Annotated in this window: 29 protein-coding genes, 1 tRNA gene and 1 other RNA gene; 30 read left to right on the forward strand and 1 reads right to left on the reverse strand. The window is 40.0% G+C overall.

What is annotated here, in order from left to right:
- Nucleotides 1-113: 113 nt before the first annotated feature.
- The 15 genes from hisZ to PLANO_RS04670 all read left to right on the forward strand — a co-directional run bounded on the left by hisZ (nucleotide 114) and on the right by PLANO_RS04670 (nucleotide 12,963).
- Entirely contained in the window at nucleotides 114-1,271 is a 1,158-nt protein-coding gene (gene hisZ / locus PLANO_RS04600) for an ATP phosphoribosyltransferase regulatory subunit (protein WP_038703326.1), read from the forward strand.
- Entirely contained in the window at nucleotides 1,271-1,897 is a 627-nt protein-coding gene (gene hisG / locus PLANO_RS04605; RefSeq protein ID WP_038703327.1) for an ATP phosphoribosyltransferase, read from the forward strand. Before hisZ ends, hisG begins: the two co-directional genes overlap by 1 nt.
- Nucleotides 1,894-3,177: a histidinol dehydrogenase gene (hisD, locus tag PLANO_RS04610; protein ID WP_038703329.1), complete on the forward strand. Its 1,284-nt coding sequence runs from the start codon at nucleotides 1,894-1,896 to the stop codon at nucleotides 3,175-3,177. Before hisG ends, hisD begins: the two co-directional genes overlap by 4 nt.
- The gene (gene hisB / locus PLANO_RS04615; protein ID WP_038703330.1) at nucleotides 3,174-3,761 is read left to right on the forward strand and encodes an imidazoleglycerol-phosphate dehydratase HisB; all 588 of its coding nucleotides are present in this window, start codon (nucleotides 3,174-3,176) and stop codon (nucleotides 3,759-3,761) included. The genes hisD and hisB overlap by 4 nt, the downstream gene beginning before the upstream one ends.
- Entirely contained in the window at nucleotides 3,758-4,387 is a 630-nt protein-coding gene (gene hisH, locus PLANO_RS04620) for an imidazole glycerol phosphate synthase subunit HisH (RefSeq protein WP_038703331.1), read from the forward strand. The genes hisB and hisH overlap by 4 nt, the downstream gene beginning before the upstream one ends.
- The gene (gene hisA, locus PLANO_RS04625) at nucleotides 4,380-5,108 is read left to right on the forward strand and encodes a 1-(5-phosphoribosyl)-5-[(5-phosphoribosylamino)methylideneamino]imidazole-4-carboxamide isomerase (RefSeq protein ID WP_038703332.1); all 729 of its coding nucleotides are present in this window, start codon (nucleotides 4,380-4,382) and stop codon (nucleotides 5,106-5,108) included. Before hisH ends, hisA begins: the two co-directional genes overlap by 8 nt.
- A complete protein-coding gene (hisF, locus tag PLANO_RS04630) occupies nucleotides 5,102-5,854 on the forward strand; it encodes an imidazole glycerol phosphate synthase subunit HisF (protein WP_038703333.1) in 753 nt (250 codons plus the stop codon). The genes hisA and hisF overlap by 7 nt, the downstream gene beginning before the upstream one ends.
- Nucleotides 5,851-6,474, forward strand: a complete 624-nt coding sequence (gene hisIE / locus PLANO_RS04635) for a bifunctional phosphoribosyl-AMP cyclohydrolase/phosphoribosyl-ATP diphosphatase HisIE (RefSeq protein WP_038703334.1) — start codon at nucleotides 5,851-5,853, stop codon at nucleotides 6,472-6,474. Before hisF ends, hisIE begins: the two co-directional genes overlap by 4 nt.
- Nucleotides 6,475-6,559: 85 nt before the next feature.
- Complete coding sequence (locus tag PLANO_RS04640) at nucleotides 6,560-8,083, forward strand: tetratricopeptide repeat protein (protein ID WP_038703335.1); 1,524 nt, start codon at nucleotides 6,560-6,562, stop codon at nucleotides 8,081-8,083.
- Between the two features lie 70 nt (nucleotides 8,084-8,153).
- Nucleotides 8,154-9,116, forward strand: coding sequence for a thioredoxin-disulfide reductase (trxB, locus tag PLANO_RS04645; RefSeq protein ID WP_038703336.1), 963 nt, complete (start codon nucleotides 8,154-8,156; stop codon nucleotides 9,114-9,116).
- A 202-nt stretch (nucleotides 9,117-9,318) separates the two neighbouring features.
- Entirely contained in the window at nucleotides 9,319-9,804 is a 486-nt protein-coding gene (locus tag PLANO_RS04650; RefSeq protein ID WP_038703337.1) for an 8-oxo-dGTP diphosphatase, read from the forward strand.
- Entirely contained in the window at nucleotides 9,797-10,678 is an 882-nt protein-coding gene (rapZ, locus tag PLANO_RS04655; protein ID WP_038703338.1) for an RNase adapter RapZ, read from the forward strand. Before PLANO_RS04650 ends, rapZ begins: the two co-directional genes overlap by 8 nt.
- 4 nt (nucleotides 10,679-10,682) lie before the next feature.
- On the forward strand, nucleotides 10,683-11,678 hold the full coding sequence (locus tag PLANO_RS04660; RefSeq protein ID WP_038703339.1) for a gluconeogenesis factor YvcK family protein: 996 nt from the start codon (nucleotides 10,683-10,685) through the stop codon (nucleotides 11,676-11,678).
- A 23-nt stretch (nucleotides 11,679-11,701) separates the two neighbouring features.
- On the forward strand, nucleotides 11,702-12,652 hold the full coding sequence (gene whiA / locus PLANO_RS04665) for a DNA-binding protein WhiA (RefSeq protein WP_038703340.1): 951 nt from the start codon (nucleotides 11,702-11,704) through the stop codon (nucleotides 12,650-12,652).
- A 53-nt stretch (nucleotides 12,653-12,705) separates the two neighbouring features.
- Nucleotides 12,706-12,963, forward strand: coding sequence for an HPr family phosphocarrier protein (locus PLANO_RS04670; protein WP_038703341.1), 258 nt, complete (start codon nucleotides 12,706-12,708; stop codon nucleotides 12,961-12,963).
- A 70-nt stretch (nucleotides 12,964-13,033) separates the two neighbouring features.
- Here PLANO_RS04670 and clpP read toward each other — a convergent pair whose 3' ends face one another.
- Nucleotides 13,034-13,645 (reverse strand): ATP-dependent Clp endopeptidase proteolytic subunit ClpP, encoded by a 612-nt coding sequence (gene clpP / locus PLANO_RS04675; RefSeq protein ID WP_008429555.1) that lies wholly within the window; start codon nucleotides 13,643-13,645, stop codon nucleotides 13,034-13,036.
- Nucleotides 13,646-13,817: 172 nt separating this feature from the next.
- On the opposite strand from clpP, the gene PLANO_RS04680 reads away from it, so the two are divergent.
- The 15 genes from PLANO_RS04680 to PLANO_RS16065 all read left to right on the forward strand — a co-directional run bounded on the left by PLANO_RS04680 (nucleotide 13,818) and on the right by PLANO_RS16065 (nucleotide 26,387).
- Nucleotides 13,818-13,889, forward strand: a tRNA-Arg gene (locus PLANO_RS04680).
- 143 nt (nucleotides 13,890-14,032) lie between these two features.
- Nucleotides 14,033-14,263: a glutaredoxin family protein gene (locus PLANO_RS04685; protein WP_038703342.1), complete on the forward strand. Its 231-nt coding sequence runs from the start codon at nucleotides 14,033-14,035 to the stop codon at nucleotides 14,261-14,263.
- A 107-nt stretch (nucleotides 14,264-14,370) separates the two neighbouring features.
- Nucleotides 14,371-15,414 (forward strand): sugar-binding transcriptional regulator, encoded by a 1,044-nt coding sequence (locus PLANO_RS04690; protein WP_038703343.1) that lies wholly within the window; start codon nucleotides 14,371-14,373, stop codon nucleotides 15,412-15,414.
- Nucleotides 15,415-16,422, forward strand: a complete 1,008-nt coding sequence (gene gap, locus PLANO_RS04695) for a type I glyceraldehyde-3-phosphate dehydrogenase (RefSeq protein ID WP_038703344.1) — start codon at nucleotides 15,415-15,417, stop codon at nucleotides 16,420-16,422.
- 111 nt (nucleotides 16,423-16,533) lie between these two features.
- Complete coding sequence (locus tag PLANO_RS04700) at nucleotides 16,534-17,718, forward strand: phosphoglycerate kinase (RefSeq protein ID WP_038703345.1); 1,185 nt, start codon at nucleotides 16,534-16,536, stop codon at nucleotides 17,716-17,718.
- A 24-nt stretch (nucleotides 17,719-17,742) separates the two neighbouring features.
- On the forward strand, nucleotides 17,743-18,504 hold the full coding sequence (gene tpiA / locus PLANO_RS04705; protein ID WP_038703346.1) for a triose-phosphate isomerase: 762 nt from the start codon (nucleotides 17,743-17,745) through the stop codon (nucleotides 18,502-18,504).
- The gene (gene gpmI / locus PLANO_RS04710) at nucleotides 18,497-20,032 is read left to right on the forward strand and encodes a 2,3-bisphosphoglycerate-independent phosphoglycerate mutase (protein WP_038703347.1); all 1,536 of its coding nucleotides are present in this window, start codon (nucleotides 18,497-18,499) and stop codon (nucleotides 20,030-20,032) included. The genes tpiA and gpmI overlap by 8 nt, the downstream gene beginning before the upstream one ends.
- A gap of 15 nt (nucleotides 20,033-20,047) precedes the next feature.
- A complete protein-coding gene (gene eno / locus PLANO_RS04715; RefSeq protein ID WP_038703348.1) occupies nucleotides 20,048-21,343 on the forward strand; it encodes a phosphopyruvate hydratase in 1,296 nt (431 codons plus the stop codon).
- Nucleotides 21,344-21,535: 192 nt separating this feature from the next.
- Entirely contained in the window at nucleotides 21,536-21,763 is a 228-nt protein-coding gene (gene secG / locus PLANO_RS04720; RefSeq protein WP_008429540.1) for a preprotein translocase subunit SecG, read from the forward strand.
- A gap of 71 nt (nucleotides 21,764-21,834) precedes the next feature.
- Complete coding sequence (locus PLANO_RS04725) at nucleotides 21,835-22,581, forward strand: alpha/beta hydrolase (RefSeq protein ID WP_038703349.1); 747 nt, start codon at nucleotides 21,835-21,837, stop codon at nucleotides 22,579-22,581.
- A 24-nt stretch (nucleotides 22,582-22,605) separates the two neighbouring features.
- Nucleotides 22,606-24,930: a ribonuclease R gene (gene rnr, locus PLANO_RS04730; RefSeq protein WP_038703350.1), complete on the forward strand. Its 2,325-nt coding sequence runs from the start codon at nucleotides 22,606-22,608 to the stop codon at nucleotides 24,928-24,930.
- Nucleotides 24,931-24,978: 48 nt separating this feature from the next.
- A complete protein-coding gene (gene smpB, locus PLANO_RS04735) occupies nucleotides 24,979-25,443 on the forward strand; it encodes an SsrA-binding protein SmpB (RefSeq protein ID WP_008429534.1) in 465 nt (154 codons plus the stop codon).
- Nucleotides 25,444-25,527: 84 nt separating this feature from the next.
- Nucleotides 25,528-25,881: a transfer-messenger RNA gene (gene ssrA, locus PLANO_RS15805) on the forward strand.
- A gap of 149 nt (nucleotides 25,882-26,030) precedes the next feature.
- Entirely contained in the window at nucleotides 26,031-26,156 is a 126-nt protein-coding gene (locus PLANO_RS16230) for a hypothetical protein (RefSeq protein WP_269429589.1), read from the forward strand.
- Between the two features lie 81 nt (nucleotides 26,157-26,237).
- Nucleotides 26,238-26,387 carry a hypothetical protein gene (locus PLANO_RS16065; protein ID WP_038703351.1) on the forward strand — a complete coding sequence of 50 codons (150 nt, stop codon included), beginning with the start codon at nucleotides 26,238-26,240 and terminating at the stop codon, nucleotides 26,385-26,387.
- Nucleotides 26,388-26,936 lie beyond the last annotated feature (549 nt).

The following is a 26,936-nucleotide window of genomic DNA, read 5'->3' on the forward strand; positions in this document are numbered from 1 at the left end:
AGGATTTTTTTCGAGTATATCTCTTGACGATAGACGGAAATATGAGATAAAATAGTTTTACTTCACCACATTAGCGAGATAAAGTAAAATAACCAATATTAGGGAGTTTTATGATGACTATACAAATGTTTGAAAAACCATTAGGCATGAGAGATGATTTTCCATTTATCGCAAAAAAGAAAGCAGAGCTCCGTACAAGTGGAACCAATATTATTCAGCAAGCAGGTTATGACTTACTACAGACTCCAACATTAGAATATTACGAAACGATTGGTAAAATTTCAGCAATCGCAGACAATGCATTGTTTAAACTATTAGACAGCCAAGGAGAAACGCTAGTTTTAAGACCAGATATGACTTCACCCATCGCACGGGTTGCAGCATCTAAATTATTAAAAGAAAAGATGCCTGTAAGACTAGGGTATTATTCAAATGTTTTTCGCGCTCAAAAACGAGAAGGCGGGCGACCGGCTGAATTCGAACAAATGGGCGTAGAATTGATCGGGGATGATTCACTTTATGCTGATGCAGAAGTGATTATTCTGGCAGGTAATATCTTAAAAAGCTTGAACATAGAGTCGAATCGATTCGTAATCGGTCACACTCAATTATTGCAGTTGATTCTTGAAGATTTCGGATTAAGCCAAGAGCAGATTGAACAAGTACGTGGCGCATTTGTTTCAAAAAATAGCGTTGGATTTGAAACCTTAGCAAAAGAATTACCTATTGAATCATCAAGAATGGAGTCGTTTATTGGCTTGATTTCAACGACAACTGTCGAAGAATGGCAGCAATGGGTTGACCCACATAACGCAAAACAAACGGCATTGTATGCAGAAATGAAAAAACTAAAGAAAATATTAGCAGACAGTGGATTATCAGAAGCAATTACTTATGATTTGTCGTTCAGCAGCCACATGACGTATTATACCGGAGTTGTATTTGAAGTATATGCTGCCGGTAGTGGATTTCCGCTTGGTAATGGTGGACGTTATGATGGATTGATGAAACAATTCGGACTCGAAGTCGGGGCAACTGGATTTGGATTACGTGTTGATAGACTGTTAGAAATCATGCCGCCTGTTTCAGAAAAAGAAGAACATACATTGGTCTTGTTTGATGAACAGCATGAAGACCAAGCGTTTGAAGAAGCGCAAAATCTGCGCGAACGTGGCATTCGTGTCACATTGCAATTTGCACCAGCGGTCAAGGCCACTGATGAATTTAGCAAACATTTCAGCAAGGTTCTACGATTGGAAGGTGCTAAGTAATGGATGCATTAACAATAGCAATGCCTAAAGGAAGAATATTTGAAGAAGCTTATGAATTATTAGTAAAAGCTGGCTATGATTTGCCAAAAGAACTTGATGATTCACGGAAGTTGATCGTCGAAGCGCCCAATGAAAATATCCGATTTATTCTTTCGAAACCAATGGATGTTCCGGTTTATGTAGAACATGGTGTCGCAGATATCGGCATCGCGGGTAAAGACGTTATGCTAGAACTTGAATGTGATGTCTATGAATTGCTTGACCTTGGCATTAGCCGTTGCTATATCGCGACTGCAGGTATGCCTGATACGCTAATGAATAAAGTATCTCCTCGCGTTGCCACAAAATACCCGAAAGTAGCATCTCAATACTATCGTGGCAAAGGCGAACAAGTGGAAATTATTGACTTGAATGGTTCGATCGAACTTGCGCCAATGATCGGTTTAGCTGATCGAATTGTAGATATCGTTTCTACAGGCAAAACCTTAAGTGAAAATGGCTTAGTTGAATATGAAAAAATCGTCGATATTACATCGCGTTTAATTGCGAATCCCGTTAGTTATCGGTTAAAGCAAAAACGCATTACAGATCTAGTAGAAAGACTGAGAAAGCAGGCAATTTTATGAAAGTGACTCGTCTTTCTTCAGGAATCTCTATTAGAAGAACCATAGCAGAAGGCACCGAACAACAAGTAACTGCGGTTAGAACGATTATTCAAGAAGTGAGAGATTACGGGGACAAAGCGATGTTCCGTTTCACAGAAAAATGGGATGGCGCAAAATTAACTTCTTTACGCGTTACAAAAGAAGAAATTGCGCGAGCGGTAGAACGTTTTGACTCTCAATTGTTAGCTGACTTATCTGAAGCTGCGGCAAATATTCGTAACTACCATGAAAGTCAGCAACAACAAGGTTATCGACTAGATAACGAAGATGGCTCGTATGTTGCACAGCGTGTGACGGCAATTGAGTCAGCTGGACTATACGTACCAGGCGGCACGGCTGCTTATCCTTCATCTGTGTTGATGAATGTTATTCCGGCACAAGTAGCTGGGGTTTCACGTATTGTTTTAATCTCGCCACCGAGTAAAGACGGAACATTGTCTGATGGAGTTCTCGTAGCAGCTCATATTCTCGGGATTAAGGAAGTCTATAAGTCTGGCGGTGCACAAGCCATTGCGGCATTAGCTTATGGAACTGAATCGATTGCACCGGTTGATAAAATTACGGGACCCGGCAATATTTTCGTTGCGCTTGCTAAGCGAGAAGTTAATGGAGATGTAGCCATTGATATGATTGCTGGCCCGAGTGAAATTGCAATAATTGCAGATGACACAGCTTATGCTGATGAAGTGGCAGCAGACTTATTGTCACAAGCAGAACATGATCCACTGGCAAGTGCTGTATTATTGACTACCAGTGAAAAATTAGCAGCAGCTGTTTCCAAACAAGTTGAACAGCAGCTTGCAACATTGCCTCGTGAAGCTATTGCAAGCCCAGCAATTGAAAATCACAGCATGATTTATATTGGTGACACCATGGAGGAATTGATTAGAGCTTCAGATCAATTAGCTCCTGAACATTTAGAGATTATGACAGAAGATGCTGAAGCGATTGCAGAGAAAATTCGCCATGCGGGTGCGATTTTTATCGGTCGTTATTCGTCCGAACCGATTGGTGATTATTTTGCCGGCACCAATCACGTATTGCCAACAAACAGCACGGCACGCTTTTCAAGTGCATTATCGGTCTATGACTTTATCAAACGAACAAGTATTATTCGCTATAGCGAAAAAGCATGGCAAAATAATAAAGAAAAAATCGCTCGCTTGGCACGTCTTGAAGGATTAGAGGGACATGCGCGTGCAGTTGAATCACGGTCGTGGGAAAAGGGGAATGAGCAATGAGAAAAGCTGAAATTAAACGAAATACCAATGAAACTAAGATTGCTGTTAAGTTTTCATTAGATGGAGAAGGCAAATCGGTTATTGATACAGGCGTACCGTTCATGGATCATATGTTAGATTTGTTTATTAAGCACGGTTTGTTTGATGGGGACATACAAGCAGACGGGGATACTCATATCGACGACCACCACACGACAGAAGATATTGGCATAGTTTTAGGGCAAGCTGTAAAAGAAGCGCTTGGTGATAAAAAAGGCATACGTCGATACGGCAATGCATTTGTACCTATGGATGATGCGTTAGCGCAAGTTGTTATCGATTGTTCAAACCGTCCGCACCTCGAACTTCGCAGCCAGCCGTTGAGTGAAAAAGTAGGATCATTTGATACTGAACTCGTCGAGGAATTTCTATGGAAATTCGCACTCGAATCACGTATGAATGTTCACGTAATTGTCCACTACGGCAAAAACACACATCACATTATCGAAGCGATATTCAAAGCATTAGCACGTGCGCTTGATGAAGCAACAACAATCGACCCGAGAGTAAAAGGTGTACCGTCAACAAAGGGGTTGCTAACATGATCATTGGTATCATCGATTATGGCATGGGTAATTTGTTTAGCGTCGAGCAGGCATTGAAAAAGCTGGAATGCACTGTGATTGTCTCAGATGATCCGGTTGTTTTAGGAAGAGCAGAAGGAATCTTGCTCCCTGGAGTAGGAGCTTTTCCAGACGCTATGGAATTATTAAATCAAAAAGGATTATCGGAATTTATCCAATCATTGCCTGCGAAAAATATTCCGCTTCTTGGAATTTGTCTTGGTATGCAATTGTTGTATGAAGATAGCTCTGAAGTAAAACCAACAAAAGGCTTAGGCTTACTCGATGGGCAAATCCGTCGTTTTGAAAAAGGTACTTACCGAATCCCACATATGGGTTGGAATCGTCTTGAGTTTTCGCACATTCCTTATTGGTTAGATGACGTATTAAGCGATACACATGTGTATTTTGTTCATTCATTTTTAGCTGTGAATACAAATGAACAAGAAGTTTTAGCAACGGCGAGCTATGGCGAACTGGATGTACCAGGAGTAGTCGGTTCTGGGCTAATTACAGGCATGCAATTCCATCCGGAAAAATCCGGCGATTTTGGTCATTATTTATTAGAACAATGGATTGCAAACGTTAGGAGGAACTCGAATGACTAATTTCCAAATTTACCCCGCGATTGATTTGCGGAATGGTAAATGTGTCCGGTTGTTTCAAGGGGATTATGCACAAGAAACCATCTATGGAGATTCGCCAGTTGATATGGCGAAAAAATTTGTCGATGCTGGGGCACAGTGGATACATATGGTCGATTTGGACGGAGCAAAAGATGGTGTTCGTATAAACGACCAAGTGGTAATTGAAGCTGCAAAACTGAGTGCAAAAGTTCAAGTAGGCGGGGGCATTCGAACGCGTGAAGATATTGAACATTATTTGTCTAATGGTGTAGCACGTGTCATTATTGGCAGTCTCGCGATTCGTAATCCAGAACTTGCGGTGTCGTTTATCGAAGAATTTGGAGCTGAACAAATTGTCATCGGCATAGACGCTAAAAATGGCATGGCAGCAACAGAAGGTTGGATTGAAACATCAGGGCAAGCAGCAACAGAAGTAGCGGATTATTTTGCTGCTAAGGGAGCAAAGCATTTTATTTACACCGATATTGCTACGGATGGAACACTTGCTGGACCAAATATTGAAGCAAACCGTACTTTAGCTAAATCTGATCGTGCACAAGTTATTGTCTCAGGTGGCATTGGGTCACTGGAAGATGTGAAAAACGTTAAAAAAGCATCTGAAAAAAGCAATATTGCAGGTGTTATTATCGGCAAAGCTTTGTATGAAAACCGCTTTACACTGGAGGAGGCATTGTCATGCTGACAAAACGCATTATTCCATGTTTAGATGTAAAAGAAGGGCGTGTCGTTAAGGGCGTTAGCTTTGTGGAGTTACGTGATGCAGGAGATCCGGTTGAACTGGCTCGATTTTACGATAAACAAGGCGCGGACGAACTGGTCTTTTTGGACATTTCAGCGTCTCATGAAGGAAAAGAAACCATGATCGAAGTGGTGAAAATCGTCGCAACGGAATTATCAATTCCATTTACTGTAGGTGGTGGAATTCGCAGTTTAGAGGATATGAAACGTTTATTGCGTGCTGGCGCTGATAAAGTATCGTTAAACACGGCGGCACTCGATCGCCCCGAACTCATCAAAGAAGGGGCCGATTTTTTTGGATCTCAATGTATCGTTGTAGCAATCGACGCTAAGAAAAATGGTGATAACTGGGATGTATACACACACGGGGGGCGCAACAAAACCGAATGGTCAGCTGTTGAATGGGCAAAAAAATGTGTTGAACTTGGCGCAGGTGAATTGCTGCTAACAAGTATGGACAAAGACGGGTCTAAAGATGGGTTTGATCTGGAATTGACCCGAGCTGTACGCGAAGCGGTAGAAGTACCGGTTATTGCTAGCGGTGGAGCAGGAAATAAAGAACATTTTGACGAAGTATTTAAAAGAGTAGACGCTGACGCAGCATTAGCTGCTTCGATTTTTCATTATAAAGAAACGAGTGTTGCCGAAGTAAAAGATTATTTACGGAAAGAGGGAGTGAATGTCCGATGACTACGATTCAATATGACCAGAACGGGCTAATTCCCGTCATTATTCAACATGCTATAACAAAAGAAGTATTAACACTCGCTTATGCAAATGAAGAAGCTGTCCAAAAAACGATGGCTACCAATGAAACGTGGCTTTATTCAAGAAGCCGCAGTGAGTTATGGAACAAAGGCGCGACGAGTGGCAATACACAAAAAGTAACAGCCATTCAATTAGATTGCGATGGCGATTCATTAATTTATGAAGTGGTTCCAAACGGACCAGCTTGTCACACAGGAAAAAACAGCTGCTTTTTTGAAACGATTCACGGTGAATCGAACGAGTCATCAGGAGATATGATTGCGCAATTAGCAGCATTGATCGAAACACGTGAAACTGAAATGCCTGAAGGTGCTTATACAACGTATTTATTTAATGAAGGCGTTGATAAAATTTGTAAAAAAGTAGGAGAAGAAGCAGCGGAAGTGATCATCGCTGCTAAAAATCGCGATGCTGAAGAATTATCAATGGAAGCTGCCGATTTGTTGTACCATCTTTTGGTGTTACTGCAGGAACAAAAAGTAAGCTTTAACCAAGTTGTGGATGTATTGAAAGAGCGACATACAACGAAAATGGACAAGTAAATAATAGGAGAATATGCTATAATTACAGCATATTTGAGTTTGGAGACGATTTTAATCGTCTCTTTTACTTTTTCGGAGGCATATTTTGGAGAATAAAAAAAGAAACGATAAGAACATACTGTCTTTTCTACCGACAGGCGAATTTTATTATAGAAAAGCGATGAAAGAACTTCAGCGTGAAAACTATCCTAAAGCTCATAAGTATTTACGACGTGCTACTGAGCTGAGTCCGAGAGATTCGAATATATTGACGCAATACGGCATTGTGTTGATGGAGATGCACGAATTCGAACAAGCTACGGATGTCCTTCATGCTGCTCATGAATTGGATGCGAAAGATCCAAACATTTTATTTTTCCTTGCTGAAGTCCATGCACATATGGGCTTGTTTTGGGATGCGCAAAACTATGCCAAACAATACTTAGTTTTTGAAACAAAAGGTGAATATGCAGCTGAAGCATTGAGCATTATTGATTTTGCAGAACAAGAAGAGTGGCAATCTTTTGATGAAGATGGGGAAACGCAAGGGAGCGAATCCCATTATCAACAAGAAAAAGCACGGCGCATGATGGAACAGGGTGATTTTAAAAGCGCTATTGAACTACTTGAAAAATTGATCGAAGAAAAACCTGATTTTTGGGGTGCCTGCAATAATTTAGCGTTAGCATACTTTTATATCGGGGAAGCTGAAATGGCTAAAGCCTTGCTTCATGATGTTTTGAGAAGAAATACAGGCAATTTGCATGCTCTTTGTAATTTAGCCGTGTTTCATTATTACGAAAAGAATGCAGAATTAGATGATATTCTCGAACTTCTGAAAAAAATTCAACCGTATGTATTTGAACAACGATATAAATTAGGTGCAACATTTGCGCTAGTAGGGAAATACAAAGAAGCATACCGGTGGTTAAAGAGTTTGCAAAAACGTGGATTTGAAGGTGATGCAGCATTTTATTTTTGGTTGTCGCATGCAGCTTATCATTCAGGACATGAAGAAGCATCAAGACAAGCATGGGACCAGTTGAAGAAAATGGATCCGGATAAAGATGGCTACGCACCGTGGAACGAGCATTCATCTATGCCGCATGCAGATGCGCTTGAACACGACCGAGATTATTTGGTAAAAAAGCTAGATCATACGAAAAAAAGTGAACGTCTCTTTGGTTTATTTTTATTAGGAAAATCAGCTCATAAGCAAGAAATCATTTCTCATCCGAACTGGTTAGCGTCCGACCAACCATCTGTTCTTGAAACCTTTGTTTTAGGTTACGCACTTGGACATCCTTTTAAAAAAGAAATACCGGCGGAACAGGCATTTATGCGTGCAATGGAAGTCGCGGAGCTGCTATATGGAATAGACGAAATGGTAACCGAGAAGCGAGTAGAAGTTTTCAATTTGTGGTTCTTATTGCTTGAAAAAGCATTTGATGAAAATTATACATTCAAAAATCCAAGCGCTTTAGCGGCAGCTGTCGAATTTATGGTGAAATCAGCCAATCATGTAAAAATAACTAAAAAACAATTGGCAGACGACTTTGGAATCTCAGTCTCTACATTAACCAAGTATGTAAACGACATGTCAACCTACTTACCTAATACGGAGCTGTAGGCATAAAAGTTGAAGCTTTAGCTGGAATCTTATACGATTTAGCTACTGAAGAAATAGGAGGCCTATTAATATGACTGAAACAACTAAAATTTATGATGTAATAATTATTGGAGCAGGACCAGCAGGCATGACTGCCGCTGTTTATACTTCTCGTTCAAACTTGACTACTTTAATGCTCGAGCGTGGTATTCCTGGAGGTCAAATGGCCAACACAGAAGAAATCGAAAACTATCCAGGATTTGAACACATTTTGGGTCCAGATATTTCAACGAAAATGTTTGACCATGCAAAAAAATTCGGTGCTGAATATGCATACGGAGATGTAACTGAGATTATTGATGGAGAAGAATTTAAAACTCTAAAAGCTGGATCTAAAGAATATAAAGCGCGTGCGATTATTGTTACAACGGGTGCTGAATACAAAAAAATGGGTATCCCGGGTGAAACAGAATTAGGTGGCCGTGGAGTCAGCTATTGCGCCGTATGTGATGGTGCTTTCTTTAAACAAAAAGAATTGGTTGTTGTCGGCGGTGGAGACTCAGCAGTTGAAGAAGGAGTTTACTTGACTCGTTTTGCAAGCAAAGTAACAATTGTTCACAGACGTGATGAGCTACGTGCACAAAAAATTCTTCAAGATCGCGCTTTTGCCAATGATAAAATCGATTTTATTTGGAACACTACGGTTAAGGAAGTCCACGATGATGGCAATGGCAAAGTAGGTGCAGTGACATTAGTGTCTACTGAAGACGGTTCTGAAAAAGAATTTAAAACAGACGGTGTCTTTATATATATCGGCATGCTTCCTTTAACAAAGCCATTTGCTGAGTTAGGAATTTTAAATGCTGAAGGATATATTTTAACCAACGAAAAAATGGAAACTTCTGTACCAGGAATTTATGCTGCAGGCGATGTTCGTGAAAAAACATTGCGCCAAGTAGTTACTGCGACAGGTGATGGTAGTATTGCCGCACAAGCAGCTCAACATTATATTGAAGAACTAGTAGAAAAAATAAGCATGAAAACGGAAGCTTAATTGTTTCTTAATCGTTTTGTAACGCACTTGTCATAGTGTCTCTATATAATAAGAAGAGTAAATTGACCCCCTTTTTAAAAGAATATTTGATAGGCCATCTTTCGAGAAAATCGAAAGATGGCCTTTTTTTTCATTCCTTTGCACGACACGCCAGGATAGATGTATAATGAAGAGAGTTTACAATAGATGCGGAGTGTCGAATGTGCAGCGAATCGCGAATTTACTAGTTATTAAAAATGGGCAAGTATTATTATTAAAAAAACCACGACGTGATTGGTACGTAGCGCCGGGCGGTAAAATGGAGTCTGGCGAATCGATTTTCGAGGCGGCAGTTCGTGAGTTTACAGAAGAAACCAATGCAACGCCTATCGGTACACATTTAAAAGGCGTTTACACAATGATGATTCAAGAACAAGAAAAAACAGTGGACGAGTGGATGTTGTTTACATTTGCCGCGAATCACTTAACAGGGGAACTATTTAAAGAAACGGCGGAAGGTATATTAGAATGGCATCCAGTAGAAGCGTTGGCAACTTTGCCTATGGCAGAAGGCGACCGGACGAACTTGCAATTTGCTGCTAATCAGCAAGGGGTTCAGTACGGAACATTTTATTACACCCCGGAATTTCAATTGATTAAAGAGAACATCCAATCATCAAATGAAGAGGTGAATCATCTTAATGAATAATCATATAGAAGAAACCGAGTTAATCATTATTACAGGAATGTCGGGTGCAGGAAAAACAGTGGCTATTCAAAGTTTCGAAGATTTAGGGTTCTTTACAATCGATAACTTACCCCCCACATTATTACCTACTTTTCTTAAGCTGATGAGAGATTCTGGGAAATCGGTAAAGCGTGTAGCCGCAGTAATGGATTTGCGCGGTGGGGACTTTTTCGATAGTTTAGTCGATGCAATTGATGATTTGTCGAAAGAACCAAAAGTTTCTATCACCATTTTATTCTTAGATGCTGAAAATGAATCATTGGTGAGTCGTTACAAAGAGTCAAGAAGGTCTCATCCATTGTCACCTGGCGGACTCGTATTAGGCGGTATAAAAAAAGAACGCGATATGTTAAGCGATCTTCAAGGACGAGCACAACATATATACAATACAACCAACATGACGCCTCGTCAGTTAAAAGAACGAATCACCTCTGATTTTTCAACAAAGACAAGCAATGTCTTTACCGTAAATGTAGTTTCTTTTGGATTTAAACATGGCATGCCAATCGACGCTGATTTGGTGTTTGACGTTCGCTTTTTGCCAAATCCTTATTACATTGAAGAGTTAAAACCATTAACAGGACTTGATAATCGAGTGTCGAGTTACGTACTAAAATGGCAAGAAACTCAGACACTTATTGAAAAGCTGACAGATTTATTGCAATTTATGATTCCACAATATAAACGTGAGGGAAAAGCACAACTTGTTATCGCATTTGGTTGTACAGGAGGTCAGCATCGTTCGGTTACGTTGGCTGAATACTACGGTAAACTCCTCGCGGAAAATAATAAAGTTATTGTTACGCATAGAGATGTAAAAATCAGAAAGGAATGAGCGCATGGAACGTAACCAGCACCGGAAAAGAGTCGTCATTTTAGGCGGTGGAACCGGACTTTCTACTTTATTGCGGGGATTAAAATTATACCCGTTAGATTTGACGGCTATCGTTACAGTTGCTGACGATGGTGGGAGTTCAGGACGTTTGCGTGACGATTTAGATATTCCTCCACCAGGAGATATCCGAAACGTTATGGCAGCATTATCAGACACGGAACCATTAGTTGCTGAAATGTTCCAATACCGCTTTAAGCATTCTTTAGATCTTGAAGGACATTCGTTGGGGAATTTAATGCTGGCAGCTTTGACCGACATTACAGGAGATTTCTCGCATGCAGTTCAAGAAATGAGTCGCGTATTAAGTGTCAATGGTACCGTTTTACCAGCAGCTAACCAAATTGTTACGTTGAGTGCAGAATTAGAAGATGGCACGATTATTGAAGGGGAATCTAAAATACCTGCTTATTTACAGCCAATCAAACGGGTTTTTATCGAACCTTATGATGTGAAAGCATTACCAGCAACTATCGCAGCGATTGAAAATGCAGATGTCATTGTTGTTGGCCCTGGTTCTTTATATACTAGTATTTTGCCTAATTTATTAGTGAAAGATATAAAAAAGGCGATAATTGCTGCGAAAGCAAAAAAAATTTACATTTGCAATTTAATGACGCAAGCTGGTGAAACTTATAAATATACGGCATCTGATCATGTGAAAGCATTGTATGATCATGTAGGAGAAAGTTTCCTAGACGCCATTTTGCTTGATAAAGTACAAATGCCAGAAACCGTTGCTGAACGTTATGAAAAAGAACAAGCCTGGCCAGTTGAGTATGACGAAGAGCGCTTGAAGAGAATGGGTCTTGAAGTTTATCGAAAAGACATTGCCAATATTTCTGGTGAAACGGTACGTCACGAACCGACAAAAGTCGCAGAATGGCTATTTGAATATGCTGATGGCCATGCCAGTGAAGATTCGAAGCAGCTCTATTTTTAATGCTTTGAAAGGGGGAACGAATTTTGTCTTTTGCATCCGAAACAAAGAAAGAAATGACACAAATAGAAATCGATGATTGTTGCGGTAAGTCTGAACTATCTGCAATGATCCGGATGAATGGCACGTTATCGTTTTCCAACAGGCAATTGAGCCTGGATATCCAAACGGAGAACGCCGCAATTGCACGCCGTATCTACACCTTATTAAAACGTTTTTACAAAGCCTACCCTGTAGAGTTACTTGTCAGAAAGAAAATGCGTTTGAAAAAAAACAATATCTACATTTGCCGTATCCGTGAAGGAGCTAAGCAAATTCTTGAAGACTTAGAAATTTTAACTGAAGGATTTCAGTTTCAGCATCAAATTGTTAAAAGTTTAATCGAAAAGGATTGTTGCAAACGATCTTATTTGAGAGGCGCATTTTTGGCAGGTGGGTCTGTTAACAATCCTGAAACTTCTTCTTATCATTTAGAAATCTACTCACTCTACAAAGACCATGCAGACTCTTTAGTTGAGTTGATGAATAAATTTCGCTTAAACAGTAAAACGATTGAACGAAAAAAAGGCTTTGTCACTTATTTGAAAGAAGCCGAAAAAATTGCTGACTTTTTAAGTATCACAGGTGCACATTCTGCTCTCTTGAAATTTGAAGATGTTCGAATTATTCGGGACATGCGCAATAGTGTCAATCGGTTAGTCAATTGTGAAACCGCAAACTTGAATAAGACCATCGATGCTGCTTTGCGCCAAGTAGAAAATATTCGTTTTATTGATCAGGCAATTGGAATCGACCAACTGCCTGAAAGATTACGTGAAATTGCTCGACTTCGTGTAGAGTATCAAGATGTAACATTGAAAGAGCTAGGCGAGATGGTCTCTGGTGGAACAGTGAGTAAATCAGGTGTCAATCACCGGCTCCGAAAAATTGATGAAATTGCAACATCATTGAGAAATGGAGAAATGATCGGCCGCTAACGATTGGCTGTTCTTTCATATAGAAGCTAGTTAAGTTATAGAGGAGGATCAGTATGGTTGAAAAACAGGTGAAAGTGATGCTGAAAACAGGTCTTCAAGCAAGGCAAGCTGCTTTATTCGTGCAAGAAGCGAATCGTTATAGTGCAGATATTTACTTAGAAAAAGACAAAAAAAAAGTTAATGCGAAAAGTATCATGGGCGTCATGAGTTTAGCAATCAGTAAAGGAATTGATGTCATCGTTTCTGCTGATGGGTTAGATGAGGAAAAAGCAGTTGAATCTTTAGCGCAAATTATGGAACAAGAAGTGTAAGCTTTAAAAGCTATTGGATAAAAGCTACTCCAAACATAAAAAAATCACAGCCGTGAAGGCTGTGATTTTTTTACATATCTTTTTTGTGATTTTCAGGTAATTTGCTGCGTGTGATTACTTGGTCAATTAAACCATATTCAAGCGCACGTTCAGCTGTCATAAAGTTATCGCGGTCTGTGTCTTTTGCGATTACATCAATTGGTTGACCAGTACGTTCAGAAAGAATTTGGTTTAACTTCTCACGAAGATGTAGAATGCGTTTTGCAGCAATTTCGATTTCAGTAGCTTGTCCCTGTGCTCCACCAAGTGGTTGGTGAATCATCACTTCAGCATTTGGGAGCGCAAGACGTTTGCCTTTTGTTCCGGCTGCAAGAAGGAAAGCTCCCATTGAAGCTGCCATACCGATACAGATTGTTTGAACATCTGGACGGATAAATTGCATCGTATCATAAATTGCCATACCAGCTGTGATACTACCACCCGGGCTGTTAATATAGATTGAAATATCCTTATCTGGATCTTCTGCTTCTAAGAATAGAAGCTGTGCAACAATTGAGTTTGCAACATTATCGTCAATCGCGCTACCCAGCATAATGACGCGGTCTTTTAGCAAACGTGAGTAAATATCATAAGCACGTTCGCCTCGGCTAGTTTGTTCAATTACTGTAGGAATTAAGTTCATAAAATAGTTCCTCCTCGATTAAGTGATTTGCAAACAATGCTGAAAGTTCTCCCAGCTGTACTATTATCATACACATCATGGTCAATGAAGGTCAAATCTAACGAATTAAAAATAGCGGCTTGATTAAGTTATAATATTTTCGTATAATAGAAAAGTCGCAAATAGCGAAAACGCCCTCGTAGTGTAATGGATCACACGTAAGATTCCGGTTCTTGAAATGGAGGTTCGATTCCTTCCGAGGGCATTCTAAATTTAAATGACTCTGCATACCTTATATGGTGCGCAGAGTCATTTTTGTTTAAAAGAAAATATGTCGAGTAATGCGTATACTTATAGTAGAAGTACAAAGGATAGCCCATATAGTGAAAAGTTAAGAGGTGAGAAAATATGTTTACTTTATATACACGTGCGAACTGTCCGCTTTGTGATGAAGCAAAGCTAATGATACAACTTGTCAATGAAGATATTCCGATACCTTATAAAGAAATAGATATCGAGAGTGATGATGCTTTACACGAAAAATATGCATTAATGATTCCCGTATTAGAAAAAGACGGAGAAATAATAGTATATGGCAATATTGGTTATATAGATTTGGTAGAAGCGTTAGAAAATTAACGCTTCTTTTTATTTGCAATTAAAAGAAAGATTAGGTAGAATGAATTTAGTGGGACAGAAAAATAATTAGTGGGACTATTATCGTCCAGCTAGAACGGAGTGAATTTATGGATGCATTATCTGTAGCTCAGCAAAAGCTGTTGCCAGAAATGTCCGAACTCCTTAAAAAACGTTATCAAATTTTACAAATAATTAGTTTAGAACAACCAATTGGCAGACGAACCTTATGTGAAGTTGCCGGAGGAACAGAACGTGAAATCAGAAAAGAAACAGATTTATTGAGAAATCAGCAATTGATCGAGATGAAGACGGCAGGTATGAAAGTTACTTCGCAAGGATTAGAAGTACTAGATAGGCTAAAAGTTTTTATTCGTGAAATATCTGGACTGACAGACATGGAAGTGCAATTGCAATCGACTTTAGGAATCTCAAAAGTTATCATCTTGCCTCAAAATTCTGACGAGATTCCAGCTGTGAAATCCCACATAGGTAAAGAAGCAGCCAAGTTACTTGAAACAGTATTTGGTCGCTATAAAAAAATTGCTGTAACTGGTGGCAGCACAATGGCCGCCATTTCAAAAGAATTATCGGTCGGTAAATCTGATCGAGCGCTTCAATTTATCGCAGCACGTGGTGGACTTGGAGAAGATGTTTTGCATCAAGCCAATACCATTGCAGCAGCATTTGCAGAAAAAACAGGCGGTTCTTTTAAAACACTCTATTTACCGGATCACTTAAGCGCAGAGGCTTTTGAGATGATGATGAAAGAGCCAGTTATTAAAGAAATGATGGACTTGTATGATCAAACAAATGTTGTTGTTCATGGAATCGGCGACGCAGAAGAGATGGCGGTTCGCCGGCACTCTTCATTAGAAGAAGTTGAAAAGATTCGTTCAGGCGGAGCGGTGAGTGAGGCTTTCGGCTATTATTTCGATAAAGACGGAAAAATTGTTTATCGCATCCGTACAGCGGGCATTCAATTAAAGCAGGTACAAAAAGCGAAAATGGTTTTAGCAGTTGCAGGTGGCGAATCTAAAGCAAGAGCGATTTTGTCGTATGCTAAAAATGCAGCCAGTCCGACAGTGTTGATCACAGACGAGGGTGCTGCACGAAAAATTATTGAACTTACTAAAAAATTGGAGGAATTATAAATGACTTTAAAATTAGCAATTAACGGATTTGGACGTATTGGACGTATTGTGTTTCGTGAAGCTTTAACAAATGACGAAGTAGAAGTAGTAGCAGTAAACGATTTAACAGACGCAAAAATGCTTGCACATCTTCTGAAATACGATTCTGTACACGGAATTTTAGATGCTGAAGTTTCAGTTGACGGCGAAAACATCGTTGTTAACGGCAAAACAATCCGCGTATTTTCTGAAAAAGATCCAGCGAACCTTCCTTGGGGCGAGCACGGCATAGACATCGTTGTTGAATCTACTGGATTCTTCACAGATTCTGCATCTGCTTCTAAACACATCGAAGCTGGCGCGAAAAAAGTAATCGTATCGGCTCCAGGTAAAAATGGCATGAAGACGCTTGTTATGGGTGTAAACCATGAAACTTATGACCCGAAAGAGCATAACGTTATTTCTAACGCTTCATGTACAACAAACGGTCTTGCAGGAATGGCAAAAGTATTGAACGAACGTTTCGGCATCAAACACGCAATGATGACGACAATCCATTCTTACACAAATGATCAAATTCTTTTAGACTCTCCGCATAGCGATTTCCGTCGTGCGCGTGCAGCTGCAGAATCAATGATTCCGACAACAACTGGTGCAGCTTTAGCAGTTGCAAAAGTATTGCCAGAGTTAGAAGGCAAAATTGATGGAATGGCAATCCGCGTTCCAACACCAAACGTTTCGTTAATCGATTTAGTTGCTCATCTTGAAAAAGACGTAACTGTTGAAGAAGTAAACAATGCATTAAAAGAAGCATCAGAAAACGAACTAAAAGGCTTCATGGAGTACAGTGAACTACCGCTTGTATCTAGAGATTATAACGGTAACACGGCTTCAGCGACGATCGATGGTCTTTCAACAATGATGGTTGGCGATAACATGGTTAAAGTTCTTTCTTGGTACGATAACGAATCTGGTTACTCAGGACGTTGTATCGACCTTGCGCTTCATATGTACAAAACGGGCTTGTAATCCCGAAATTATAGCTTAATTACCAATGAACCTCTATAATAAAAGAGGGTAAAAGGGGCGGGGAACTTACCCCGTCCCTTATTTTTTTGAATACAAATAGGAGGTATTTTCATGCAGCAGAAAATGACCATGAAAGATTTGGATTTAAAAGGGAAACGTGTATTTTGCCGTGTAGATTTTAACGTACCGATGTCAGAAGGCAAAGTAACGGACGATACAAGAATCCGTGCAGCTGTGCCAACGATCGAATACTTAATCGAACAAGGTGCAAAAGTAATTTTAGCTAGCCATTTAGGTCGTCCAAAAGGCGAGGTCAATGAAGAAATGAGACTTGCTGCAACAGGCGTTCGTTTAGGCGAATTGTTACATAAAGAAGTGAAAAGCCTGGACGAATCAATTGGTGAAAAAGTCGAACAAGAAATTTCATCGATGCAAGAAGGCGACATTGTCTTGCTAGAAAATGTTCGTTTCCATGCAGGCGAAGAAAAAAATGACGAAGAACTTTCAAAAGCATTTGCATCGCTAGCAGATGTTTTCGTTAATGACGCATTTGGTGCAGCTCACCGTGCTCATGCTTCGACAGCAGGCATTGCGAGTCATTTACCGTCCGTGTCAGGCTTATTGCTCGAAAAAGAGTTGGATGTTTTAGGCAAAGCGCTATCTCAGCCTGATCGTCCGTTTACGGCAATTATCGGTGGCGCGAAAGTAAAAGACAAAATTGGTGTCATTGATCATTTGTTAGACAAAGTGGATAATTTAATCATTGGCGGAGGGTTATCATATACGTTTATCAAAGCGCAAGGCTATGAAATCGGGAACTCTCTTGTTGAAGAAGACAAATTAGACTTGGCGAACTCGTTTATCGAAAAAGCAAAACAAAAAGGCGTTAAGTTTTATTTGCCAGTAGATGCAACAGTCGCTAATGAATTTTCTAAAGACGCTGAAACGAAAAGTGTGAAAATTACTGAAATTCCAGCTGACTGGATGGGCTTAGATATTGGACCTGAAACGGCAGCGATATACGCGGATGTTATTAAAAATTCGAAATTGATTATTTGGAATGGGCCAATGGGCGTTTTTGAAATGCCAGCATTCGAAAATGGAACAAAATCTGTTGCACAAGCAATGGCTGAAACTTCAGGTTATACAGTTATCGGTGGAGGAGATTCCGCAGCAGCTGTTGAAAAATTCGATGTAGCTGAGAAAATGGACCATATCTCTACAGGCGGTGGCGCTTCACTAGAGTTTATGGAAGGCAAGGATTTACCTGGAGTTAGTGCATTAACCGATAAATAAGATCAATTGAAAAGGAGTGCTTTTATGAGAAAACCAATTATTGCAGGAAACTGGAAAATGTATAAAACAGCAGCGGAGGCAAAACAATTTGTCGAAGAAGTAAACGGCTTAGTGCCAAGTTCGGAAAAACTGGATGCCGTTATTTGCGCACCAGCATTATTCTTGTCACAACTTGTTATTTCTTCAGAAGATAGCGCACTTCAAATTGGCGCCCAAACCATGTCTGAACAAGACGAGGGTGCTTTTACAGGCGAAATCAGCCCCGTTCAATTAACGGATATTGGTGTTAAATACGTTATTATTGGTCACTCAGAACGCCGTCAATATTTCAATGAAACGGACGAATCGGTAAATCTGAAAGTTAAAGCTGCTTTTGCTCACGGTTTAGTTCCAATCTTATGTGTTGGTGAAACACTTGAGCACCGTGAAAATGGTGAAACTGGATCGATCGTTGAAGCTCAAGTAGAAAAAGGCATCTCTGGATTATCTGAAGAGCAAATTACGCAATTAGTCATTGCTTACGAGCCTATTTGGGCAATTGGTACAGGTAAAACAGCTACTGCTGAAGATGCAAATGAAGTTTGTGGAATTGTCCGCAAAAAAGTTGCTTCATTATATCAAGCTGAAACAGCTGACAAAATGCGCATCCAATACGGCGGTAGTGTTAAACCTGCAAATGTTGATGAATTGATGGGTATGGAGCATATTGATGGAGCATTAGTTGGCGGAGCTAGCTTAGAAGTCGAATCATTTGTTAAGTTGTTGGAGGCTGGTTCAAATGCGTAAAACCGAACATCCAGCGGCGCTCATCATTTTAGATGGATTTGGTTGTCGTGAAGAAACTTTCGGTAATGCAGTTGCACAAGCAAAAAAACCAAATTTCGATCGACTATGGGAAAAGTACCCTCACGGCATGCTGACAGCTTCAGGTGAAGCTGTCGGATTGCCGGATGGTCAAATGGGCAACTCAGAAGTGGGTCATTTGAATATTGGTGCTGGACGCGTAGTTTATCAAAATCTAACGCGCATTAACAAGGCGATTCGAGAAGGCGATTTCTTCGAAAATCCTGCATTTCTTGAAGCAATTTCAAATGCCAAAAATGGTGGGAAAGCACTTCATATTTTAGGGTTATTATCAGATGGTGGCGTACACAGTCATTACTCACATCTTTTCGCTTTATTGAAACTTGCAAAACAACAGGGATTAACAGAAGTATATGTACATGGATTTCTTGACGGTCGAGACGTAGGACCAAAATCTGCACTTGCATATGTCGAGGAAACAGAAAAACAAATGAAAGAAATTGGTGTCGGGAAATTTGCTTCTATTAGTGGACGATATTACGCAATGGACCGTGACAAGCGCTGGGAACGTGTAGAATTAGCGTATCGAGTGTTAGTTGATGGAGTTGGCAAAACTGCAGACTCGGCAAAAGCAGGCATTATGTCTTCATATGAAGAAGACGATGTTGTAGATGAGTTTGTTTTACCATTTGCGATTGAAGAAGATGGTAAACCAGTTGCAACAATCGATTCTGGAGATTCGTTAGTGTTTTTTAACTTCCGTCCAGATCGTTCGATTCAAATGACATCAGCGTTAATTCGAGAAGATTTTGATGGATTTTCATTAAGCAATAAACACCCAAAAAACTTGAGTTATATTACATTTACTTCTTATAGCGAAGAGTTACCAACGCGTGTTGCATTCAATACATTAAACCTAGAAAACACAATAGGTGAAGTTTTATCTACGAATGGCTTAACTCAGCTACGCATCGCAGAAACTGAAAAATACCCGCATGTTACATTCTTTATGAGTGGCGGTCGTGAAGAAGTCTTTCCTGGAGAAGATCGAATTTTGGTCGCTTCTCCGAAAGTCGCAACTTACGACTTACAGCCAGAAATGAGTGCTTATGAAGTAACCGATCGTTTGGTAGAACAAATTGAAGCTGGCGCACACGATGCGATCATCTTGAATTTTGCAAATCCAGATATGGTTGGTCACAGTGGCATGCTCGAACCAACGATCCGTGCGATCGAAGTAGTAGACGAATGTCTAGGACGTATCGTAGATGCATTGCACGCTCAAGGCGGCTCAGCACTTATTACTGCTGACCACGGCAATGCGGATGAAGTTCGTACTCTAGAAGGGTTACCAATGACTGCACATACGACCAATCAAGTACCTGTAATTTTGACGAAATCAGGTCAAGAACTTCGCGAAGGCGGTATTCTTGCCGACTTAGCACCGACCATTTTAAAAATGCTAGACGTTAAACAACCGGTTGAAATGACCGGAAAACCATTATACTAAAGGGAGCTGTTTTAATTGCCAATTATTACACACATTCAAGCACGCGAAATTTTAGATTCACGAGGAAACCCAACAATCGAAGTTGAAGTGTTCACGGAAAGCGGCGCTTTTGGTCGCGCAATCGTACCTTCAGGAGCCTCTACAGGCGAACATGAAGCAGTAGAACTACGTGATGGCGATAAGAGCCGCTACCTTGGTAAAGGTGTCTTAAAAGCAGTAGAAAACGTTGACGTTGAAATTGCTGAAGCTTTAGAAGAAAAATATTCAGTGCTTGATCAAGTATCAATCGATAAAGCAATGATCGAATTAGATGGAACTGAAAACAAAGGACGTTTAGGAGCTAACGCAATTCTTGGTGTTTCTCTAGCAGTTGCACACGCAGCAGCAAACTACTTGGATATGCCTTTATACCAATACTTAGGCGGATTTAACGCTAAACAATTACCAGTTCCAATGATGAACATTTTAAATGGTGGCGAACACGCTGATAACAACGTGGACATCCAAGAGTTCATGGTAATGCCAGTTGGTGCAAAATCGTTCCGTGAAGCGGTTCAAATGGGCGCAGAGATTTTCCATAACTTAAAAGCCGTACTAAAAGAAAAAGGCTATAACACTTCTGTTGGGGATGAAGGCGGATTTGCTCCAAACTTAGGATCTAACGAAGAAGCATTAACAACAATTATGGAAGCAATCGAAAAAGCTGGATACAAACCAGGTTCTGACATCTTGCTTGCAATGGATGTTGCGTCTTCTGAAATCTACGATAAAGAAAAAGGCGTTTACAACTTGCCAGGCGATAACACAGTGAAAACATCTGCTGAAATGGTTGACTGGTACGAAGAGCTTTGCAACAAATACCCAATCATTTCAATTGAAGATGGCTTAGATGAAAACGACTGGGCTGGACACAAATTGCTAACTGAACGTATTGGCGACCGTGTACAACTAGTAGGAGATGATTTATTCGTAACAAACACGAAGAAATTATCACAAGGAATTGAAGAAGGCGTTTCTAACTCAATCTTGATCAAAGTAAACCAAATCGGTACATTGACTGAAACATTTGATGCAATCGAAATGGCAAAACGTGCTGGCTACACAGCAGTTATCAGTCATCGTTCTGGTGAGTCTGAAGATGTAACTATTGCAGACATTGCAGTTGCAACAAACGCTGGACAAATCAAAACAGGTGCACCGTCTCGTACAGACCGCGTTGCGAAATATAACCAATTATTACGTATTGAAGATCAATTGTTCGAAACTGGTCAATACCTTGGGCTTAAAACTTTCTATAACTTGAAAAAATAATACGGTATTAGTAGATGTTGATATGGAGTAAAATTGCTCTGCTAATTTACTCCATATCCTAACTTGTTTATAAGATATAGATTTAATGAAATAGAAGGCATTTGCCTTCTATTTTCTATTGCTATTGTCACCGGTCACAATTTTTGGTAAACTTAATTTTGTTGTGAACGTTCGTTTCAGGAGGTGGAATTTATGCATACGTTGTTAATGACATTACTCGTCATCGTATCGCTCGCATTAATCGTAGTCGTTTTGTTACAATCTGGTAAAAGTGCAGGTCTTTCAGGAGCCATCTCCGGTGGAGCAGAGCAACTTTTCGGTAAGCAAAAAGCTCGTGGCTTGGACTTAGTCTTACACCGAGTAACGATTGTACTTGCTGCCTTATTCTTTATTCTGGCTATTGCCGTAACGAAAGTTTAATGTAGATGATTAAATCGCCTGACCATACATGGTTAGGCGTTTTCTTTTAGTATTAGAATGGAGGAGTTTTCATGCGAGTTTCGCAACCAAAACCATTTTTCTTTAAAAAAGGCCCACGGGCAGTAATACTTTTACATGGATTCACAGGAAATTCAGCAGATGTTCGGATGTTGGGACGTTTTCTTGAAACAAATGGATATACAAGTATAGCGCCACATTATGCGGGGCATGGAGTGGCACCAGAAGAGCTGGTTGATACAGGCCCAGTTGATTGGTGGAAAGACGTAGAGCAAGCATATGACACGTTAATAGAAGAAGGTTACACTGAAATTGCGGTAGCTGGTCTGTCGCTAGGCGGCGTATTTAGCTTAAAATTAGGGTATACAAAGCCTATCAAGGGAATTGTTTCAATGTGTGCACCGATGAATATGAAATCCACAGATTTAATGTATCAAGGTGTATTGAAATATGCGCGTGATTATAAGAACTATGAAGGAAAAAGCGATGAGCTTATCGAAAAAGAATTAGAGGCTTTTCAAGAAAAACCGATGGAATCATTAGCTGATTTGCGTGACTTAGTTGCAGACGTAAAAGAGCACGTGGATCATATCTATGCGCCTTTGTTCGTTGTTCAAGGTAGACTAGATACAGTTATTGATCTAGATTCGGCTAATATCATTTATGACAACTCGGAATCGACCGATAAACAAATCAAATGGTATGAAAATTCAGGGCATGTTATTACACTTGATAAAGAAAAAAAGCAATTGCACGAAGACATATTCACATTTCTAGAATCATTAGATTGGAGTGTGTGAGCTGTCATAAAGGAGGAGTTAGATTTGGGGAATCCCGAAAAATCATTAGAACAGCGCTTAATCGCTTTTATGCGTGAAGAGGCTTATAAGCCGCTAACTGTACAAGAAATAGAAGAACAATTCGGTTTTGAAGATGCAGATGAGTTTACAGAATTAGTGAAGACATTAGTGAGATTAGAAGAATCAGGTACTCTAATCCGTTCAAGATCAAACCGTTATGGAGTACCAGAACGAATGAATTTAATGCGCGGAAAATTCATTGGACATCCAAAAGGCTTTGGATTTGTTGCACCTGAAGAAGCAGGATTAGACGATGTATTTATCCCACCAACCGAAGTTAATAGCGCAATCAATGGAGATACCGTGTTAATCCGTATTTCTGAAGGGTCTTCAGGTGATCGTCGTGAAGGTGCCATTATCCGGATTATTGAACGCGGAACGACTAAAGCAGTTGGAACGTTCCAAGAAAATAAAGGCTTTGGATTTGTCGTAACAGATGACAAAAAAATGAACATGGACATCTTTATCGCAAAAGACGATACGTTAGGCGCTGTAGATGGACATAAAGTTGTTGTAGAGATTACAGGATGGCCAGAAGGTAGAATGTCTGCGACAGGTATGGTAACGCAAATTCTTGGACACAAAAATGATCCAGGTGTCGATATCCTTTCTATTATCCATAAGTATGGGATTGAAACAGAGTTTCCACCAGATGTTCTAGACCAAGCAAATAATGTGCCGGACGAAATCGATCCAGCAGATTTAAACGACCGTCGCGATTTACGCAACGAACAAATTGTGACGATCGATGGAGCTGACGCTAAAGATTTAGATGATGCGGTACAAGTCGTAAAGTACGAAGATGGTTCATACAAACTAGGCGTACACATTGCTGACGTTAGTCATTATATGACTGAAGGATCTGCAATGGATCGTGAAGCATATGACCGTGCGACAAGTATTTATTTGACAGATCGTGTAATTCCGATGATTCCACATCGTTTGTCGAACGGGATTTGTTCATTAAATCCACAAGTAGACCGTTTAACACTATCATGTGAAATGATTTTCAATGACCAAGGTGAAGTGCAATCACATGATATTTTCCAAAGTGTCATTAACACATCAGCTCGTATGACATATACGGACGTATATGAAATTTTAGAGCAAGACAATCAAGAACTAAAAGAGCAATATCGTGAACTCGTGCCGATGTTCGAATTGATGAAAGAATTAGCAGAAGTGCTTCGCACAAAACGGATGCGTCGTGGAGCTATTGATTTTGACTTTAAAGAGTCAAAAGTATTAGTCGACGAAAATGGTTACCCAGTAGACGTGGTCATTCGTGAACGTACAGTTGCTGAACGATTAATCGAGGAATTTATGCTAGCAGCCAATGAAACGGTAGCCGAGCGTTTTCACAACATGGAAGTACCAGCAATTTACCGAATTCACGAAGATCCAAAACCAGAAAAATTACAACGCTTTTTTGAATTTGTAACGAACTTTGGAATTGTCGTAAAAGGATCTGGCACTAAGATTCACCCGCGAGCTTTGCAAGAAATCGTTGAATCGATTGCTGGAACACCAGAAGAACCTGTTGTTTCCACAATGATGTTACGTTCAATGCAACAAGCGAAATACTCAGCAGAGAGTTTAGGTCATTTTGGCTTATCAACTGAGTTTTATACGCATTTTACATCACCGATTCGTCGCTATCCCGATTTAATCGTGCATCGCTTGATTCGCACCTATTTAATCGAAAAAGACTTATCGAAGAAAACAATTGCTTATTGGGATGCCAATATGGATGATATTGCAACGCATACATCAGAACGAGAACGCCGTGCAGTAGAAGCCGAGCGCGATACGGATGCGTTGAAGAAATCTCAATACATGGCTGATAAAATCGGCGAACAATTCACAGGAATTATATCTTCAGTGACGAATTTCGGTTTGTTTATTGAGCTGCCGAATACGATTGAAGGTTTGGTTCACGTGTCTAATATGACAGATGATTATTATCGCTTTGACGATCGTAGCATGATGATGATTGGAGAGCGAACAAATCGTCAATTCCGCATTGGTGACGAGATTGAAATTAAAGTCATCGGTGTCAAACCAGAAGAATCATCGATTGATTTTGAAATTGTTGGCATGGTGCAAACACCTCGCAGAACGAGAAAAGATCAGCCGAAAGTAATTCGTGCCAATAAAAAAGATGGCGCTGGAAAACCAGGACGTGATGGGAAAAAACCAGAAAGCGGCGGACCTACACGTAAACCAAAAAACAAAAAGAAAAAGTTTTACGAAAATGTAGCAAAACAAGGACGTAATAAGAAAAAATAATAAAGCGGCTCTGGAGCCGCTTTTTGAATCTAGTTGAGGTGAAACCACATGGCCAAAGGAGAAGGCAAAGTAATTGCCCAAAACAAGAAAGCCGGTTTCGATTTCTTTATTGAAGAAACAATCGAAGCGGGTATCGTCTTGCAGGGAACCGAGATTAAGTCAGCACGAAACGGTAAAGTTCAATTAAAAGATTCGTTTGTTCGAATTCGTAACGGCGAAGCTTGGATTTCAAATATGCACATCAGTCCTTATGACCAAGGCAACCAGTTTAACCACGACCCAACACGGTCGCGCAAATTGTTGCTCCACAAAAAGCAAATTGCGAATTTGCTGGCACATTCAAAAGTGCAAGGATCCGCGATTATTCCACTGAAAATGTATTTGAAAGACGGCTTTGCGAAAGTCTTGCTCGGTGTTGGTAAGGGGAAGAAAAACTACGACAAACGAGAAGATTTGAAGAAAAAAGACGCAAAACGAGAAATTGACCGTGCGATGAAAGAACGTAACCGCTAAGACTTGATGTCTGACCATTGGTACTTTATAATAGGTTTATAGCACATGAAGCTGTTTATACATCTTCCGTGTCTCTTTTAATGAGGGGACGTTACGGATTCGACAGGGATGATCTGGGCTTGAGTTGCGCGTCGGAGGGTCGTCTTCGTCACAAACGCATTTATAACAACTGGCAAAACAAACCAAAACCTAGCATTCGCAGCGTAAGCTCGGATCTGCTTTATCTATCCATCGCCCATGTGGCTGGGTAAAGCTCAACTTTAGTGGGATACACCGTTTGCTACCATCTGAGGCAACCGGGAGAGATTCTCAGATTAGTGCCCAGGACGCCTGCTTATCGGCAGAATGGCGCATGAAACCTTAATAGATGAGCTACACGCGTAGATGCTTAAGTAGCGGAGTTTCTGGACGCGGGTTCGACTCCCGCCGTCTCCATAGTGAGATAGCTGCTAAAGGCAGTGGTATTAAGTTTTAAGAAGTTAGGGATAGTAATGGGGAGTTAAACTAAGGTGAAAACTCCCTATTAAATTCCCTCGTGAATTCGTTTCAAATGACCTTCTAATTTAGTTGAATTAGGAGGTTTTTGTATGGGTAGAAAACATGGTGTTTTCTCCATTTCATCAGAAGAAGTTGATATTTTTACAAAGAAGAATAAAAACGAGAGAACCGATACTATTATTTTCTCTTTATACGTAAGGTTAGCAAGAATCTAATAAGGCTTACTTTAGTGAAATAAGGTATATTATATTTGTTGAATAGATTTTCTTTAGAGACAAGAAAAGTGGGTGGAAAAAGTGGGGAAATTCGGATTGGATAGCAAAGGACAGGTAGCTGTGACAAAGTATCATGAAAAACACAAGCCTGCCAAATTTGATAAAAAGCAACAACTTGAAAAAATACGTGCTGAGTATTTGAAAAAAAAGCAAAAACAAACAGATAAATAATATGAATGAAAATATAGGAAGACTAAAATCTCCTTATGTTTTTCTTATTCGAAACATATTTTTCAATCGAGGACAAATGTTGTTGACGCTTGATTTGTCTAGAAACTGACGGTTCTTTTTTAATTTTGAATAAGTTTGTTGATAGGTAATACTCCCTGGTAAGTAAAACAGTGAAATAAATAAGTATGGAAATGCCTGAAATCTTTGTGGCTGTAAATCTCATTTGTTGAGGAATGAAAATTTCCTAAGTAAGCTTCACGTGTAGACGCTTAAGTAGCGGAGTTTCTAGACGAGGGTTCGACTCCCACCATCTCCATAGTGAGATAAGAAACGCCAAAACCTTTACTGGTTTTGGCGTTTTTTGGTGTGTATAAGACCTTTTGATGTGCTTGTAGCCATAGATTTTAGCATTTATCGAACCTTTGTTGAACCTAAACGTCCTATTACCGTATGACTTTAAAAGAGGTGACAGTATGGGCTTTTGGTATTTCTTGATGTTGTTAATAGGATTGGGTTTAACGATCACTGGACTATTCATAAAAAAGCGAT

The organism is Planococcus sp. PAMC 21323 (assembly GCF_000785555.1).
GTDB lineage: Bacteria > Bacillota > Bacilli > Bacillales_A > Planococcaceae > Planococcus.